We start from the raw sequence: 13,680 nt of genomic DNA, 5'->3' as shown, positions 1-13,680 counted from the left end.
AAATATGTTATAAGAGTAGAATAGGTTCGTTATCGAGAGCCGCCTCAAAATACGGCGTGATTTTCAGCACGTTATAAAACGCCCCGGCTATTCATCTTTTTGCACACATCGAAAATCGATTTTCCGACTTCGTTTATGTTCATTACTCGATTAACTTCATAAAATATGTCACCGCTTCTGGCAGTCATGTGCCTGATACGCTCCATCGTCTTCCACAGATTACCTTCTTTAAACGCAAGATAATGCAACTGGTCGACGCTTAGCCACCACGTAGACATAGCAAAATCAAAAAGACCACGTTCGTTTGCTGGCGCATATGAGGACACAATTTCGTTGAGCGCCTGGTTGATGAATTTAAGTCTTTTATTGACATCTGTAAGGATTTTTTGTGCTTCAGGCACGCTCGAAGTCATGTAAGTATTGGACAAAGCCTCAATAAAACTCATCGTCATATCGCGGTTCTGTAGTGATCCATGATCGAAAAGGTTTAACGCTACCTTCTCCACGGAACGTCCCCCTAAACGGACCACTTGGCCGTCTTCAAATTCGATCATTCCTACTTTTCGAAGGTGTGCCTCATGCTGAGCGAGTTGTTGAAGTAATTTCAGGAAACTGCCGCTAAAGTCCCGAAGCCCATCTAGCGTATGTCCGCTCCGTGCGCGGTTAGTTAGAGGCTTCTTTGTGCACTCGACTAAAAAAATTTTCTCACCAGTTTCGAAAACTAGATCAGCTTCTAATATCTCGTCCCTTATGGCATTCCGATATTTTTTGCCGCTAACAGATACCGGCATTCCTGCGCTCTCAAAAATTTTAAGAGCTAAACGCTCCAACGCTCGACCCATAATATTTTCAAGATCGGGGACCTGAGCTTTTCGCATTTCTGAGTAGATGCACTCCACAAAAGCTCGGCCGACAACAGCCCGGGGCTGAATTAGGAGGCGATTGTATGATGCACGTAAGATTGGAAAGTTTGTAGCCGAACGATGCTGAGTATCTGAGGGGGTCTTGTATGATTGATTGACCCCGGACGCAGGTGACGAGATAGCTTTAAGGAGTGCTCTTGAAGCTTCCTTAGATGATTGTGCTGCCTTCAATATCCGCTCATCTGCGATCGATAATCTGTATTCCAAAGCGCATTTCAGAATCTGCTTTCCCAAGAGTTTCCAATCTGCGGCACTAGCAATCGGAAACTCGCAACCTTCCGCCTCTAATGAATCAATCCAAAGCGTTAACAGTGGTTCACTTATTTTCGGTTGCCACTGAGGGATGGCGAACAACTCATCATAGATTACTGTCTCAAACATAAATCCTGTAAAGGACATTCGGGATAGACTCAAGTTTTCATAAGATGAGTGCGGCTCTACATCTAATGTCGCAGCCATCGCAACCGCCAGCGATTCCATGGCCTCCAACACGGGTTCAGGATTGCGTGCGGTTGGTGAGGCCACATGCTTCAGGGCCAGCGAGTAAATATAATGCCATGGTGTGCCTGATCTCGTTTTACTGTACAGGGTCGTAGGCATCCGAGCATGTAGAAGAGTGCCATCCTCAATGCGCCCTGATTTTTTCATCAGGCCTAGCAGAGCGTTAGCTGCATGTTCTCCGCCAGCCCGCTTGATTTTCTTTTCGATTAGATTGCAAACATCTTTGTAAGAGCGTTTAGTCAGGCTGGCGCCTCTGCCATCAATTCGAAATGGGAAACCTTTATGTGCAAGCTTTAGTAAGGCTTCACCCAAGAATCTCTGTCTGTCAGAAACTTGCACTCCACGGCGAAAACTGCTTCCCTGCATGTGAATGAGAATCTGATCGAATGCTTGCGACCATTGCTCAGTCTTTGCTAATTCTATGATGTATTCGCTATCTCGAAGAGTTTCCCACAACTCCCACAAAATCTGAAGTTGATCCCTATGAAGCTTCTTTGCGCAGAACGCAGCTTCAGCAATCTTCAAGAGCCGAAACAAAGCGTCTATCGGCCAACCTCGGTCAAATTCGCAATAAAGTAGATTTTTTACGTTATCACGCGCGGTTCGTGCTTCATCATTTCCTGTACTTGGCAAACTGCTGTCTACTGGCGGCAATTTTCCAATATACGGCCTCGTCAGAATATCAATTTGGCTAAAGGCTTCAATCGGTAAGGTGCGAAACAACTTGCGACTTTCTTTAATTTTGTAAGCCTAAAAACCTCCGCAGATGACTTGGGACGGCTACGAAAGAATCACAACAGAGAAGTAACAATAGCAACTCTGCCGTGAAAGATGCACGACAGAGAAATGTCGCTTAAACAATATTCAAAGCATCAAGCTATTTATTAGGTGGGGTCTGAGCAAACAGTTCTCTCACATCCTTCTCTCCTGCTGACCCCTTAACCCATTGCCACGGTGATTTAGGTTTGTGGGACTTTGCTAACTCCGGATACTTTTTCTGATCGCGGACAGCATCGCGAAGACGTTCCCGCGCCTCCTTTGGGTGGATTTTCAGTTCGGCGCAAAGAGCTTTCAGAGTGATGATTTCAGGTGCTTTGTCTGTCATTGATCGTCTCCTTCGGATTAAGACGATCTATCTATTAAGATGACCACAAAGAGCGTGTCAGGGAAAATCTTGCGATCTTTCGAGTTTTTCAATGGCGGCAAGCAGCCTATCGAGCAACGCCGTTGGGCTTTCGTCCATGGCCTTGGCTAGCTTCGCGAATTCGATTACGTCGATACGCCGTTCAGCACCTTCCACTTTCGCCACATAGGACTGCGGCTTGCCGATACGGTTGGCAAGCTGTTGTTGCGTCAGTTTAGCCTCCCGCCGCGTTTCTATGAGAAGTTCGACAAGACGCCTATACTCGGGTGTGTGGGTGGATTTCGTCACGGGTTCCGATGTCCAAAGAATTCTGGAGCAATCGCAGTAATCCCGATTTAGAATTATCCCACTTCGGGATATTGTGTTGCATAATCTTCGTGGAGTGCAGCAATGGATATCGTCGCATCAAACTATATGCCCCTGTTTGGAATGGCGGCCTTTGTTGCCGGTATCTTCCTGTGGCTGCAATGGCAGGGCCGGTTCCGACCGATGCTCATTCCACGCTTGGAGATCGAACGTATTGCTGACGAACTGGTCGAGCAGCATGATGATCGTGCCGAGGAGTTCGCTGCGATGGAGGAAGATCGCGCTTGGCGTTATTCGAAGAGCTTCGAGCAAGGCAAGTGGAGACGGGTTCGCGCTGAGCTTGAGCGTCGGAGCAATCTGTAGTTGACCGACAGACCGTGCGGGCATTAGCGCACGCGGCCGCGTAATATGAGCCAGCGCGCCTGTGACACAAGCATCGGCGCGGTGAATACGTCAATGACGACAAACGCGCTGATGGCGCGAATGTGTCGATTTCCAACGCATGAATATGCCCACATGACACCCAGTAAATCCTGATGGCATCGCACAGCAATCAGAATGCTTGCTTTCATTAGTGAATTCGCCCCATCCTTTGTCCCGACAGATTGATGAAATGTTTTGTTGTCGGTCCGTTGGCTCCGGCGCGCATCAGTCAACATGGGACACGAAGCGCGCCTACATCATGTGGCCACAGGTAGGGGGAGGGCGTTTTTTTATTTGCGACATGCACAGTCGCGGATCAGCAGGGTTACACACCACCAAGGTTTTGATCCTGTAGCTTCTGGTAAAGAGCGCCAAGAACGCCAAGGGCGTCATGTTTTCGCTCGGCGATGTTGAGAAATGTAAGTGCGCCATGAATATACCTGACGATGTTGGCGTTCTTGGCGCACTTGCTTTTAGCGGTTGTCACTCTTCATCCGGCAAACTCAGATACCATTTGTCCCTAGCCTTTGAAGATTTGACGCTCAGCGAGTGCCGGGCGCGTTCCAGCGTCTTTTCAGAAATGCCTCGCGCTGCTGCCTCCTTCTCAACTGTGGTTGTCGGTTGACGACCATTTTTCAGATAGACACGCAAGAACTCTATGGCTTCATCGAGCGAGGACATGCGCTTCTTTCCCTCGGTCGGACTCATCAGATCATCAACAGTGATGTCTGACGGGCCAAGCCAGTTGAGGCGGGCAATGTCGCCTTCTTTCTCGGAGTAAAGCTCGTATGTCTGCGTTTGCCCCCTCGGCGCGATATTATGCTTGATATGCACTATCAGTTTCGTACCGCTGTCATTCGGATGCTCGCAGACCAGAAACGCCGAACGCGCTGCACCGATTACATCCATCGACCCACCACCTTGATAGATCGCCTTGTCATGCTTCGCTTTCGTCAAATGCCGAATAATCAAAACGGCAGTCTCGCCAGCTTCGGCGATTTCTTTAGGAAAGACAAAAGCTGCCTGATGACATTCGGTTTGTACATATCCTGCCCACTCGGCACATACGCGAACAGCGGATAAAGAATGAGCAAGTCAGGTGGTTGCCGTCGCACCTCGCGCATTAGCGCAGCCAGCCCCTTTTCATCAAGGGACAGGAAATCGCCCTGCACCCGAATGCGCTCGACGTTGCCTCCCATCGCGTCAATGCGCGGACGTATCGTGTAGGCTGCGTCATCTTCAGCACTCAGATACAAAACGCGGCCCTTCCTGAGTTTTTGCCCATCCGGCAATTTACCCCCTATGGAAACCTGCGCGGCCAAATGCATGGCAAGATATGACTTCCCGATACCTGGGTCGCCTTCCATGATGGTGATCATGCTGAAGGGAATGAACGGCTCCCAGAGCCATTTAACCTCTTTCGGTTCGATGGACACGAGGTCAACGAACAGCTCTTTTTTCTGTTTCTTGATCATTTCCTGCCCTCAATTTTGCAGATGACACGAGAAATTTCATCGTTGAGCTTGTCGATATCGCGTCCGTATTTTTCGATGAAGTAGGGGTTCTGCCACAGCACAGAGCCTATCTCGTCTGGTGTTGCACCAGCCTCATGCAGCCCGGCAATCATGTGGTAGACTTGCGCAGATCGATCTCGCTCGTAGGCTTTCTTACTGCGAATGAGGGTGCGAACCTTCGGGTGAAGGGACTTGAAGTAGCGTTTCAAAACCGCATCACGGTCATGCTTGGTGGATTGGCATCGATAGTGGGCAACGCAGACGCAACTGCATGACGAACGCCTTCTAATGGCCGAGGGCGCGATGTAATTTCTGACCAGTCGCTTTTGATGATCTTGACGAACGGCTCGTTATATTGGGGTTTATGGTTCACCGATCCGGGGATACGCAGCATCTTTGTCGCGGACCAGCCGCTATTGTCACCACCATGCCGATAGGCGAGCGACTTGGAGAATAGTTCAGCATCGGTCGCCCGGTGCGTCCTATCCCACAACCATAGACCTTGATAACTCTGAGGAGATGTTTCCCAGAGGATACTTGGCACAGGCTCGTAAATGGATGGTTCGCTGCGATCTATGTCGCACCAGCCGAAAGATGTCGGCAGCGCGTATAGCTGCTTGCGGCGCTCCTCTGAAAAAGAATTTGGGCAAAAATACTGGTCGTAATCCCAGCGGGAATACTCTCGCAGCAAATCTAGGGTTTCCCGCCAAGAACCAGCGTTTTTTATGGCGTGGTCTTCCCATTTACCTGTGGTCACCTGTTTAAAGGCGAGAAATGTATAGCTGCCCTCTGCGATGTCGTTACAAACATCCTGCAAGAACTGGTGCTGACTACGGATAATATGATCATCGTCGTTGAGGTCGCGGAAAAGCTGAGAGTTGCTATGCGTCCGTTTCGGGCTTGATAGATTTTCATGTTTTAAGCCTTGGAAATGCTGGCAACGCACACAGATGTCCGTTCACGCTGGGACAGCGTGCTGTTGCCAATAAATTGTAGGGAGAGGGTCGGGGCGCTAGTGAGCGTCCGGCGAAAGCATTTTTCGGGTGTCGCGAGATAGAATCTAAAGGCCGCGCTTCATCTCATCGGCCATGATGCGGTCGATTATTTCAGGATCGCACTGTGTGTCGATGAGGAACTCGCGGATACCGCCGTCCCACGTCCTGATGTCGGCAAGTAGGCTTTGAAGTTCTTTGATGCCGTTCTCGGTCAGACCCTTCGTGCCATCTTCAGTGCCATCGCTGACGTAAACCAGTTCGCCTTCGGAGATGTTGTCCGAGTTGGCCGTCACTTCTTCGATCAGTTCGAGGTTCTCGCCGATCATGCCGGCGACTTGGTTGAGTGTGTAAATGAACCTTGAGCGTGCCATCAGGCAGCCTCGCACCGAGCGTTTGCCGGCGTCCAGTTCCAAGGCAGCAGATTTTCAAGTCGGTCTTTGGGATGATCCTGGATCCGGGCCAGCACATCGGTCAGATAGGCTTCCGGATTGTGGCCATGAAGCTTTGCGGTTTCGATGATGCTCAAGATATTTGCGATGCGCTCACCACCCTTGTCGGAGCCCGCAAATAACCAGTTCTTTCGGCCAATTCCCAGTGGTCGCATGGCACGCTCAGCTATGTTGTTGTCGATTTCAACCCGGCCGTCATCAAGATAGACGCTCAATGCTGCCCATCGTGACAGCGCATACCGCATCGCTTCCGCCAGCTTCTGTTTCTGTGGCAGTGTTGTCTGGACATCCTCAATCCACTCTTTCAGCTCGTCCAGGATGGGTTTGGCATGCTGCTGGCGCAAATCCCGCCTCTCGTCAGGCAACATGCCACGGATACGATCCTCGATATCGTAGAGAGCACCAATGCGCGACAGCGCTTCCTGCGCGATCGTTGATGGCTTGAGTTTGATCACGTCATGGAATTTGCGGCGTACATGCGCCATGCAGGCAGCCTCTATGATCTGATTGCCGTACAGCTTGTTGTAGCCAGCATAGCCGTCCGCGTGCATCACGCCACTGAAGTTGGAAAGATGTTCGGCTGGGTGAACCCCCTTGCGGTCAGGGCTGTAATAATAAGCGATCGCTCCGGGCCTGGGATCTTGATAGCCACGCCCATCGAAGACGTAGACCCAGACCCTCCCGGTCCTGGTCTTTCCTCGTCCAGGGTCGAGAACATCGACCGGAGTGTCGTCGGTATGGATCCGATCGACGGCCGCGATATGCGCTCTGATCAGCAAAATCAGGGGGCCGAGCAAAGCCGATGCATGCCCCATCCAGTCGGCCATCACGGAACGGGAGATATCGATCCCAAGCCGATCGTACATCTCCGACAGTCGGTAAAGTGGGATGTGATCGTCGAATTTGGCGACCATGATATGGGCAAGCAATCCGGGACCGGGTTTGCCGCGCTCGATCGGCAGGGTCGGCATCTTGCCAGACAACGAAGTGTCGCAGTCCTTGCAAACGAAGCGCTTTTCGACATGGCGAACAATCTTCACGGATGCCGGCACATGCTCCATGACCTGGACCACCTTATCAGGTGCTTTCAGGAACGATGTCCCGCCGCAGGTCGGGCAATTGCACGGCGCCGGATAGATCCGCTCTTCTGTCGGCAGCCCATCCGGCAAAGGTCTGCGTTTTGGCTTTTCGCAGGCATCTTCCAGCTCCGGCAGTGGTGTCCTTCCAGAGCGAACCTCAGCCTCGGCGCGGGACGCTTCAATCTCCTCGAGCATCAGTTCGAATTGTTCGATCTTGCGGTCTATTTTCTCGGACGAGGCCCCATGCTGTCGATGGCGCAGCAACTCCAACTGCGCGCGCAAAATGTCGATTATGGTATCGCGCTTGGTAACTTCCGCGTCTTGTCGCTCGAGTTTCGCCGCCTGTTCAGCAACCAATGCACGCAGTGCAGATAGCTCGTCCTGACCCTGTGGCGGCGTTGTTTCCATACCCAAAAATGTAACTGATTTGGCCCTTTAGCGCCAGCATTTTACCCCTGACACCCTTGCAAAATAACGCTTTCAGCCCGTGCGATGAGGCGCTGACGTCCATGTCGGTCGTCGCCAGTCGATCCCCTCGACGAGCATCGACAACTGAGCCTGCGTCAGATGCACAACGCCATCTTTGGCCGCCGGCCATGGGAAGTATCCGCGTTCCAAAACCTTGTAAAACAGGCAAAAGCCTTGGCCGTCCCACCATAAAAGCTTGATTCGGTCCGCGCGCCTGCCGCGGAACCCGAAGATCGCGCCAGAACCAGGCGCTTGTCTGATCACCCCCTCGACCAGCGCTGACAAACCGTCGATACCGCGACGCATGTCAGTCACTCCGCAGGCCAGATAAACCTGTACATTCCCTGACGGCCCGATCATGCCGCCTCCACGCAAGCGACGAGCGGGCCAAGCAGTTTCAACTCAACGTCAACAGGAACCTTCAAACTCCGACCGTTTCGAAGCAAGATCTCGACGATCGCCAGCCTCGTTGCCGTCGTAGACGCCTGACTTACGCCAAACTCCTCCACGATTTCCACTGGAAGGAACACCGTCGGTCGATCAACATAGTTGAACGACTTTCGCCACAAGCGGATCTGGCCAGGATGAACGTCATGCCGGCGCGCCACGTCACCAATGCGAGCACCCGGCTCATCAGCTTCCGCCAGTATCCTCAGCTTCGCCTCGTCCGACCAGCGCCGTCTGCGCTCGGTACCGGACATGATCTCCATGCGGGCCATGAAACCTCTTTGCTCTGGTATTTATGTCAGCACTAATGCTGGTTCTAATGCCAGAACATCGCCTGATTTGCCCGATCAGCAAAAACAGCTCACCGGACGCTCACGGGCGCTATGCCCCGATGTCAGAAGTCGGCGTAGGTGAAGTTCTCACCGTCTTTGATGGATTTCTCGCACCACGCCATGACCTTATCTCTAGGCCATGCGAGTCTTGTGCCACCGAGACGCGCCGCTTTTGGAAAACGTCCAGCATTTTGCCATCTAATTAGGGTTGCTGAAGATACACGAATTCCCAAATCATGCAGGTCTTTCCTGCTTAGGAAAATCTGGTTTTCGAGCGAGATTTCAGTTCGTTGCTTTGTCATGGTAACACCTTTCTGCATTAGCCGCCCCGATCTCTGTCAGGAATATGCAGATGATGCCGAATGCTCTCGCTTCAGTCTTTGAACAATAATGCGCTGTTATTCTTCGTTGACGTATTCGCGCAACAACCGAGTGACGATTGGCCGAATCTGATCCGGGCCAGCAGGCTTCGTGAAAATCTTACCCTGCCAGTCGGAAGCAGCATTTATCAGTGTTGCGCTTAGTTCACCTGTCATGTCCTTCAAAACGGCGTTCCTTTCGAGCTGGTCGCGGCACCAGCGCTCAATTTTATTAAGATCATATGCAGGTGGAGCACCCCTTGTTTCGTTTTGCCTGATTAGGTGCTCAATCAAATCTTTGGCGTCGACTTTGACATCTATCTGCCGTGAGATCATTCGCCCAACTGTAGAGTTGGCGATGCGAACCTCTTCAAAGTCGTCCCTTGCCAGCGGACGGTTGACGGGCTGAGATCCTCTATGGGGCAAAGCGATATTACGCATTGGCCCATGAAAATAACGAACGTCTCCTCGGACAAGAATTTTTTGAAGGAAACTGTGGACCACATTCCTCCTGTGGTCACCGGCAGCGCGATACCGAACACTAGCCGGTTTCATCAATGGGCGCTTGAGAGGAATCTCTTGATTTGAGGCTTCGCGGGCCATGCCTTCATAGGGCATTTTGTCAGCGTCGGTCAGCGCTTTGAACTCGCTCCAGTGCCAACCCACCGGAAAAAGAAAATATCCTATAAGGTTGGCTGCTGGGCGAAGCCTGATTTCCCAATCATCTCTGTGGTGTTCCCTGACCGTAAGCCAGACTGATGGGAATGGGAGTTTGTCAATTGCATCACGCGATCCGCCCATATTTGCAACGCTCCTGCTTCTCATCGAAATACGCGTGGCGATTGTAGATGGATGCGACCCCGGAGACTATCCCGGATTTATGGTTCAACACAGCTTCGATGATGTGCGGTTGCACCTTGAGGATTGCCATATTCGTTGCAGCGGTGCGGCGAACATCATGAAAGCGCCAGTTCTCAGCTTCTAGACCGACAAAGATGTCCAGACGATCCTTGAAGCGGCCAAAGCCTGAAATCGGCGTCTTGCCTGTCGAAGTGAATACGTATTCGGAACCAAGAAAGCGCGGAATAGATCGCAGAATGTCGAGTGCCTGCCGGGACAGAGGCACGATATGCGCAGAGCCGTTTTTCGTACGCTCAGCTTTGAGCGTCAGAGTTCCACGTTGTAGGTCGATTTTCGACCAGCGCATGGATGCGATTTCGTTGCGGCGCTGGCCGGTCAGCAAAAGAAGTTTGCCGAACTGCTCGAAGGGGTAGCCTTCAGCTTCACATCCATTCCAATAGGCAATGATTTCGTTATCTGTCAGGACACGGTCGCGCGACTCCTCCTTGATAGGGGGCTTCAGGCCGACCACGGGCGAGATTTCTACGATGCCCTGATCGACGCACCACGTATAAAGTTTCTTGATCGCGGCCAATCCACGGTTCGCCCGTGTGCCTTTGCCTCCCTTTGCGCCGATGTCGCTAATCAGGCGTTCAAGTTCACGCGTTACATCCCCACGCTTGATGGAGTTGATTGGTATTGCATGAAGGCCGCTCATGCGCATCAAAATGCTTTGAGTACCCTTCCAGTCCTTGGTGTGCCGCTGGGCGTGTCGCGTGATGAACTGGGGTATGATACCACCGAGCGTCAAAACTGGCGGTGCTGGCTCAACCTCGCGCTGTTGGAATGTGCCCAGTTGAATATCGCGCAGCAGTGTTTGTGCCTTTTCACGCGCATCCTTCAAAGACAGAACCGGATACGTGCCGAGCTTGATGCGTTTCGGCTTCTCATCAACGCGGGTCGCCAGATACCAGACCTTTCCACCGGCATTCGATACGCGAACATGAAGGCCGGACAACAATTCGTCGCGGACCTCGTACCGCTTGCCTTCGGCGGGAGGGAGATTGTCGAGGAGTTTTGGTGTAAGTTTCTTTCTCATGACGCAACAATAAGATTGCAACGTCCGCGTGTCAGGGTGCGATTTGGGACGCGTAGAGATATAGCGGAGCCAATTTGATGGTCTCCCCAAGCTCGATGGCGTTTAGATTAGCTGATTACGTTGGTGTTTTGGATATGCCAACCACTATCATTCGCTTTATATCTCCAGCCCGATCTCTAACGAAATAGACCTGCACGTAAACGAGATCGCGTTTCATGTTGTCGATCAACGTTTTTTTCACCGTTGGGAGAATATCGTAGGGGATACTAAAGTTTAGAGTTTTAGCTCCATTCTCAATTTTAATTTTCCCCCAGCCATTGTCTTTGTTGAACTGCGTAATATCGCCAAGTATCAGGTTCGGGGTTTTGTCAACAATTGCAGTTTCAATCTCCGAAGCCATTTTTCGATTTAGGAACAGTACCGGGCGCGTGTCCTCGTGAGCGGATGACCTGATTTCTAAGGTGTCGGCACTTGTTCTCAACGCTGTCGCCATCTCACTAATCAACGGAGCGGACATTGCAATCAGTTTCTGGCTCTGACTAGAGCTAATCGAAGATACAGCCGCCTCGTTCTCTACTAGTCTTTGCTCTCGATGGTATTCCGATATCCGGCGCTTGACTAATTCTTGGGTAGAATCCGAAAAGCTGTCAGCAGACACCCGCCCAGCAATCACGTCATCTACAAGAACACTGAGTTTGGATGTCGAGCTTGTTGGTTGTTGGCCATCGGACGGTGCTGACACTGTGGATAGCGTTGGCTCATCGATTTTTTCGATTACTCGTTCACTAACATAAGCGACAAGGTCAGCCAAAGATATGTTGATGAATGGATTCTCGTCTTCAGACTGACCTGGGTCCTCTACATTAATATTGAACGAACCCTCAGACTGACTTTTCAGTTGTATGCTGAAATTGGATTTGTTCGTAATGCTCTTTACGAATCTGCCGTGTTGTCGAAATTGCGCCAACTTAACGACGAGACGCGCAGCGGCATATTGAAAGCGGGCAGACTCATAGAAGTTCATTCTGTGTGAATCTGCTAACGCACCCTCGAAATGAAAGGTCAAAGTCTCCGACATCTAAAAACTATTCCCCTGCGACGCCCATCGCACCCTTGCTACCGTTCACCGTACGTTGCATCTTTCGCTTATTATTTCAACCTTTCCTTATCTAGATGTAACCGTAGCAAAGCTAAACAGAGAACGAGATAGAATGAACGAAATCAGTATAGGAGCCGTCGGGGCTGCCGCGATAGCAGGTTTAGTTTCTCTGTTAGGGCTTGTTATTGGCAAAGAGCAAAAAGTATCGGAGTTTAGGCAGGCGTGGATAGATGAACTGAGAAAATGTGTGGTGTCATATCTCGTAAATATCAATGCAATATGTGACGCCCTACGCCTAGCAAGAGCCGGCAGAGCAATTGATGATGCAGCGTTGCTAGCAAATTACAAACTGCTCAATGAGGCGAGCCATGGAATTACGCTTCGTGTGAACCCATCTGAGGAGCCTGCAAAAGCACTTCTAAAATCGATGTCTGAGTTTGAATCCATCTCTCAGAGCAATTCAAATTTAACTCCTGAAAAAATACGAGAGCTGGAAAAGGGATTCATCGACTCTTCACAAAAGCTCCTGAAATTTGAATGGACGCGTGTAAAAGAAGGCGAAGCTAATTTCGTTTGGACGAAGAGAATTGTCTATGTGATCATTTTATTGATGCTCGCACTTTTAGCTTATGCATGGTTCACTGAAAAAAAGACAGAAAGAGGAGCGGTAAGCGTCCCTTGCTTTTATTTGCTTCAAACAAATGGCAACAGTTGTTCATAGTGCGTTGAGCCAACAACTGAGTTCGAGCGATAATGGGTAATAGTTACCGTGAAGCTGAGCGACACAGGTATCTGGGTGTCTTATGGGAGCCACAGCCGCTGAGATTGAACGGTTGGCGATGAAATTTGATGATACGGTTTGGCAGCTCTGATCTTAATGCGTTCAACATCTTACTGAAGCTGATTGATACGAGATGAGCCCAACGTATCCCTCCGGCGTGGACCGCCTTGCGAGTTTTTGGCGATAACGTGATTTTGCGCTCTTGAGAGTGGACTTAAGAGCGCAATGAGGAACTATGGCACAGGCCATTTTGCTGACGGGTCAAGAACGGCGTCGTCGTTGGTCACCGGACCGACGGCTGGAAATTCTGGAGGCAGCATTTGCTCCTGGGGCAAATGTCTCGGAGGTAGCGCGTCGTTTTGATGTTTCGACGGGGCTGCTCTACACGTGGCGGCGCCAAGCGCTGACTGTGAAAGATGGGCCTGCTTTTGTGCCGGCAACAGTTCTGGATGTTTCTAGCGGTGGCGATGGTGGTGCGGCAACCATAGTTGTGGACTTTGCGAACTGTATCAAGGTGAGGATTGCCTCCGGCGTGCCTTGTGATCTTGCCGCTGCAGTGATGCGAGCGCTCAAATGATCCCGATCAGTTCGAGCGTGCGGGTTTGGATTGCGAGCGGCCATTGCGATATGCGCAAGGGAATGCAGGGTCTTGCTCTGATCGTGCAGGAAGGTCTTGGTCGTGATCCGTTCAAGGGGGACGTTTTTGTTTTCCGCGGTAAAAGCGGCCGGCTGATCAAGGCTCTTTGGCATGACGGAATTGGGCTTTCGCTGTACGCAAAGCGGCTCGAGCGTGGCCGTTTTATTTGGCCGGTGACTGAGGGCGGAGCAATTGCGCTGACGGCTGGCCAGATGTCCTACTTGCTTGAGGGAATTGACTGGCGAAACCCGCAGCAGACATGGCGTCCGACGAGCGCTGGATAG

The 13,680-nt window shown here is 51.2% G+C and carries 19 protein-coding genes; 4 read left to right on the top strand and 15 right to left on the bottom strand.

Annotated elements, in window-relative coordinates:
* Nucleotides 1–71: 71 nt before the first annotated feature.
* The 3 genes from CFBP5473_RS13425 to CFBP5473_RS13415 form a co-directional block, all read right to left on the bottom strand.
* Nucleotides 72–2,147 carry a hypothetical protein gene (locus CFBP5473_RS13425; protein ID WP_136954366.1) on the bottom strand — a complete coding sequence of 692 codons (2,076 nt, stop codon included), beginning with the start codon at nucleotides 2,145–2,147 and terminating at the stop codon, nucleotides 72–74.
* A 154-nt stretch (nucleotides 2,148–2,301) separates the two neighbouring features.
* Nucleotides 2,302–2,529, bottom strand: a complete 228-nt coding sequence (locus CFBP5473_RS13420; protein ID WP_027676822.1) for a hypothetical protein — start codon at nucleotides 2,527–2,529, stop codon at nucleotides 2,302–2,304.
* Between the two features lie 57 nt (nucleotides 2,530–2,586).
* Nucleotides 2,587–2,856 carry a helix-turn-helix domain-containing protein gene (locus CFBP5473_RS13415; RefSeq protein WP_027676823.1) on the bottom strand — a complete coding sequence of 90 codons (270 nt, stop codon included), beginning with the start codon at nucleotides 2,854–2,856 and terminating at the stop codon, nucleotides 2,587–2,589.
* A 102-nt stretch (nucleotides 2,857–2,958) separates the two neighbouring features.
* Here CFBP5473_RS13415 and CFBP5473_RS13410 point away from each other — a divergent pair, with 102 nt between their 5' ends.
* Nucleotides 2,959–3,237, top strand: a complete 279-nt coding sequence (locus tag CFBP5473_RS13410) for a hypothetical protein (RefSeq protein WP_037171641.1) — start codon at nucleotides 2,959–2,961, stop codon at nucleotides 3,235–3,237.
* A gap of 543 nt (nucleotides 3,238–3,780) precedes the next feature.
* On the opposite strand, the gene CFBP5473_RS25260 is transcribed toward CFBP5473_RS13410, so the two are convergent.
* The 12 genes from CFBP5473_RS25260 to CFBP5473_RS13355 all read right to left on the bottom strand — a co-directional run bounded on the left by CFBP5473_RS25260 (nucleotide 3,781) and on the right by CFBP5473_RS13355 (nucleotide 11,903).
* Nucleotides 3,781–4,269 carry a hypothetical protein gene (locus tag CFBP5473_RS25260; protein WP_210239298.1) on the bottom strand — a complete coding sequence of 163 codons (489 nt, stop codon included), beginning with the start codon at nucleotides 4,267–4,269 and terminating at the stop codon, nucleotides 3,781–3,783.
* The gene (locus CFBP5473_RS25255) at nucleotides 4,266–4,772 is read right to left on the bottom strand and encodes an AAA family ATPase (protein ID WP_210163870.1); all 507 of its coding nucleotides are present in this window, start codon (nucleotides 4,770–4,772) and stop codon (nucleotides 4,266–4,268) included. Before CFBP5473_RS25255 ends, CFBP5473_RS25260 begins: the two co-directional genes overlap by 4 nt.
* Nucleotides 4,769–5,020 carry a hypothetical protein gene (locus CFBP5473_RS13400; protein ID WP_136954365.1) on the bottom strand — a complete coding sequence of 84 codons (252 nt, stop codon included), beginning with the start codon at nucleotides 5,018–5,020 and terminating at the stop codon, nucleotides 4,769–4,771. The genes CFBP5473_RS25255 and CFBP5473_RS13400 overlap by 4 nt, the downstream gene beginning before the upstream one ends.
* Nucleotides 5,017–5,757: a DNA-primase RepB domain-containing protein gene (locus CFBP5473_RS13395; RefSeq protein WP_027676825.1), complete on the bottom strand. Its 741-nt coding sequence runs from the start codon at nucleotides 5,755–5,757 to the stop codon at nucleotides 5,017–5,019. Before CFBP5473_RS13395 ends, CFBP5473_RS13400 begins: the two co-directional genes overlap by 4 nt.
* Before the next feature lie 114 nt (nucleotides 5,758–5,871).
* Complete coding sequence (locus CFBP5473_RS25650) at nucleotides 5,872–6,177, bottom strand: hypothetical protein (protein ID WP_035209878.1); 306 nt, start codon at nucleotides 6,175–6,177, stop codon at nucleotides 5,872–5,874.
* Nucleotides 6,177–7,742, bottom strand: a complete 1,566-nt coding sequence (gene tnpC, locus CFBP5473_RS13385; protein ID WP_136954377.1) for an IS66 family transposase — start codon at nucleotides 7,740–7,742, stop codon at nucleotides 6,177–6,179. The genes CFBP5473_RS25650 and tnpC overlap by 1 nt, the downstream gene beginning before the upstream one ends.
* A 72-nt stretch (nucleotides 7,743–7,814) precedes the next feature.
* Nucleotides 7,815–8,162, bottom strand: coding sequence for an IS66 family insertion sequence element accessory protein TnpB (gene tnpB / locus CFBP5473_RS13380; protein WP_136954339.1), 348 nt, complete (start codon nucleotides 8,160–8,162; stop codon nucleotides 7,815–7,817).
* Nucleotides 8,159–8,521, bottom strand: a complete 363-nt coding sequence (gene tnpA / locus CFBP5473_RS13375; RefSeq protein ID WP_136954338.1) for an IS66-like element accessory protein TnpA — start codon at nucleotides 8,519–8,521, stop codon at nucleotides 8,159–8,161. The genes tnpB (CFBP5473_RS13380) and tnpA (CFBP5473_RS13375) overlap by 4 nt, the downstream gene beginning before the upstream one ends.
* A 122-nt stretch (nucleotides 8,522–8,643) precedes the next feature.
* Entirely contained in the window at nucleotides 8,644–8,901 is a 258-nt protein-coding gene (locus CFBP5473_RS13370) for a helix-turn-helix transcriptional regulator (RefSeq protein WP_084631875.1), read from the bottom strand.
* 78 nt (nucleotides 8,902–8,979) lie between these two features.
* Nucleotides 8,980–9,741: a hypothetical protein gene (locus CFBP5473_RS13365; protein ID WP_037172014.1), complete on the bottom strand. Its 762-nt coding sequence runs from the start codon at nucleotides 9,739–9,741 to the stop codon at nucleotides 8,980–8,982.
* Complete coding sequence (locus CFBP5473_RS13360) at nucleotides 9,725–10,879, bottom strand: tyrosine-type recombinase/integrase (RefSeq protein ID WP_037172016.1); 1,155 nt, start codon at nucleotides 10,877–10,879, stop codon at nucleotides 9,725–9,727. The genes CFBP5473_RS13365 and CFBP5473_RS13360 overlap by 17 nt, the downstream gene beginning before the upstream one ends.
* A 115-nt stretch (nucleotides 10,880–10,994) precedes the next feature.
* Nucleotides 10,995–11,903 carry a hypothetical protein gene (locus CFBP5473_RS13355; protein WP_234881763.1) on the bottom strand — a complete coding sequence of 303 codons (909 nt, stop codon included), beginning with the start codon at nucleotides 11,901–11,903 and terminating at the stop codon, nucleotides 10,995–10,997.
* A 187-nt stretch (nucleotides 11,904–12,090) separates the two neighbouring features.
* On the opposite strand from CFBP5473_RS13355, the gene CFBP5473_RS13350 reads away from it, so the two are divergent.
* The 3 genes from CFBP5473_RS13350 (at nucleotide 12,091) to tnpB (CFBP5473_RS13340) (ending at nucleotide 13,680) form a co-directional block, all read left to right on the top strand.
* Nucleotides 12,091–12,699, top strand: a complete 609-nt coding sequence (locus tag CFBP5473_RS13350; RefSeq protein ID WP_051441463.1) for a hypothetical protein — start codon at nucleotides 12,091–12,093, stop codon at nucleotides 12,697–12,699.
* Nucleotides 12,700–12,994: 295 nt separating this feature from the next.
* Entirely contained in the window at nucleotides 12,995–13,336 is a 342-nt protein-coding gene (tnpA, locus tag CFBP5473_RS13345; protein ID WP_136954364.1) for an IS66-like element accessory protein TnpA, read from the top strand.
* Nucleotides 13,333–13,680, top strand: coding sequence for an IS66 family insertion sequence element accessory protein TnpB (gene tnpB / locus CFBP5473_RS13340; RefSeq protein WP_012478004.1), 348 nt, complete (start codon nucleotides 13,333–13,335; stop codon nucleotides 13,678–13,680). Before tnpA (CFBP5473_RS13345) ends, tnpB (CFBP5473_RS13340) begins: the two co-directional genes overlap by 4 nt.

Source organism: Agrobacterium larrymoorei, from assembly GCF_005145045.1.
Classification (GTDB): domain Bacteria; phylum Pseudomonadota; class Alphaproteobacteria; order Rhizobiales; family Rhizobiaceae; genus Agrobacterium; species Agrobacterium larrymoorei.
Note: the sequence above shows the minus strand (reverse complement) of the source record. Positions and strands in the feature narration are given on the sequence as shown.

Bases quoted from the DNA above. Each gene is read 5' to 3' on its own strand.
- CFBP5473_RS13420 (WP_027676822.1), bottom strand. From the start codon at position 2,529: ATGACAGACAAAGCACCTGAAATCATCACTCTGAAAGCTCTTTGCGCC.
- CFBP5473_RS13410 (WP_037171641.1), top strand. From the start codon at position 2,959: ATGGATATCGTCGCATCAAACTATATGCCCCTGTTTGGAATGGCGGCC.
- CFBP5473_RS25255 (WP_210163870.1), bottom strand. From the start codon at position 4,772: ATGATCAAGAAACAGAAAAAAGAGCTGTTCGTTGACCTCGTGTCCATC.
- CFBP5473_RS25650 (WP_035209878.1), bottom strand. From the start codon at position 6,177: ATGGCACGCTCAAGGTTCATTTACACACTCAACCAAGTCGCCGGCATG.
- tnpC (WP_136954377.1), bottom strand. From the start codon at position 7,742: ATGGAAACAACGCCGCCACAGGGTCAGGACGAGCTATCTGCACTGCGT.
- tnpB (WP_136954339.1), bottom strand. From the start codon at position 8,162: ATGATCGGGCCGTCAGGGAATGTACAGGTTTATCTGGCCTGCGGAGTG.
- tnpA (WP_136954338.1), bottom strand. From the start codon at position 8,521: ATGGCCCGCATGGAGATCATGTCCGGTACCGAGCGCAGACGGCGCTGG.
- CFBP5473_RS13370 (WP_084631875.1), bottom strand. From the start codon at position 8,901: ATGCAGAAAGGTGTTACCATGACAAAGCAACGAACTGAAATCTCGCTC.
- CFBP5473_RS13365 (WP_037172014.1), bottom strand. From the start codon at position 9,741: ATGGGCGGATCGCGTGATGCAATTGACAAACTCCCATTCCCATCAGTC.
- CFBP5473_RS13360 (WP_037172016.1), bottom strand. From the start codon at position 10,879: ATGAGAAAGAAACTTACACCAAAACTCCTCGACAATCTCCCTCCCGCC.
- CFBP5473_RS13355 (WP_234881763.1), bottom strand. From the start codon at position 11,903: ATGAACTTCTATGAGTCTGCCCGCTTTCAATATGCCGCTGCGCGTCTC.
- CFBP5473_RS13350 (WP_051441463.1), top strand. From the start codon at position 12,091: ATGAACGAAATCAGTATAGGAGCCGTCGGGGCTGCCGCGATAGCAGGT.
- tnpA (WP_136954364.1), top strand. From the start codon at position 12,995: ATGGCACAGGCCATTTTGCTGACGGGTCAAGAACGGCGTCGTCGTTGG.
- tnpB (WP_012478004.1), top strand. From the start codon at position 13,333: ATGATCCCGATCAGTTCGAGCGTGCGGGTTTGGATTGCGAGCGGCCAT.